1 protein-coding gene is annotated in these 275 nt (G+C 43.3%); it reads left to right on the top strand.

The window, feature by feature from the left end:
• Positions 1-275 (top strand): site-specific integrase (locus CF394_RS13550; RefSeq protein WP_165767570.1); only part of this gene is annotated, 275 nt, incomplete at both ends.

The raw sequence follows: 275 nt of genomic DNA, 5'->3' as shown, positions 1-275 counted from the left end.
CAGGGCATAAAGGGTTTTGAAGACGTGACTTATCCGGATGTGAGAATTTTCTTGACGGAAGCGCATGAAAAAGGGCTCACTCGCAGGACGATCAGCAAGAAAATTTCGGCTCTGCGTAGCTTCTATAAATTTTTATTAAGGGAAAAGCTGGTAAAAGAAAACCCGTTTCTGCTTGTCAGTCTCCCGAAACAGGATAAGCGGATTCCGAAGTTTTTATATGAAAAGGAACTTGAAGAACTGTTTGAGGTTTCGGATTTGAGTACACCGCTCGGCCA

This window comes from Tetzosporium hominis, assembly GCF_002265435.1.
Classification (GTDB): Bacteria; Bacillota; Bacilli; order Bacillales_A; family Planococcaceae; genus Chryseomicrobium; species Chryseomicrobium hominis.
This window is presented reverse-complemented; position numbering and strand designations above follow the sequence as displayed.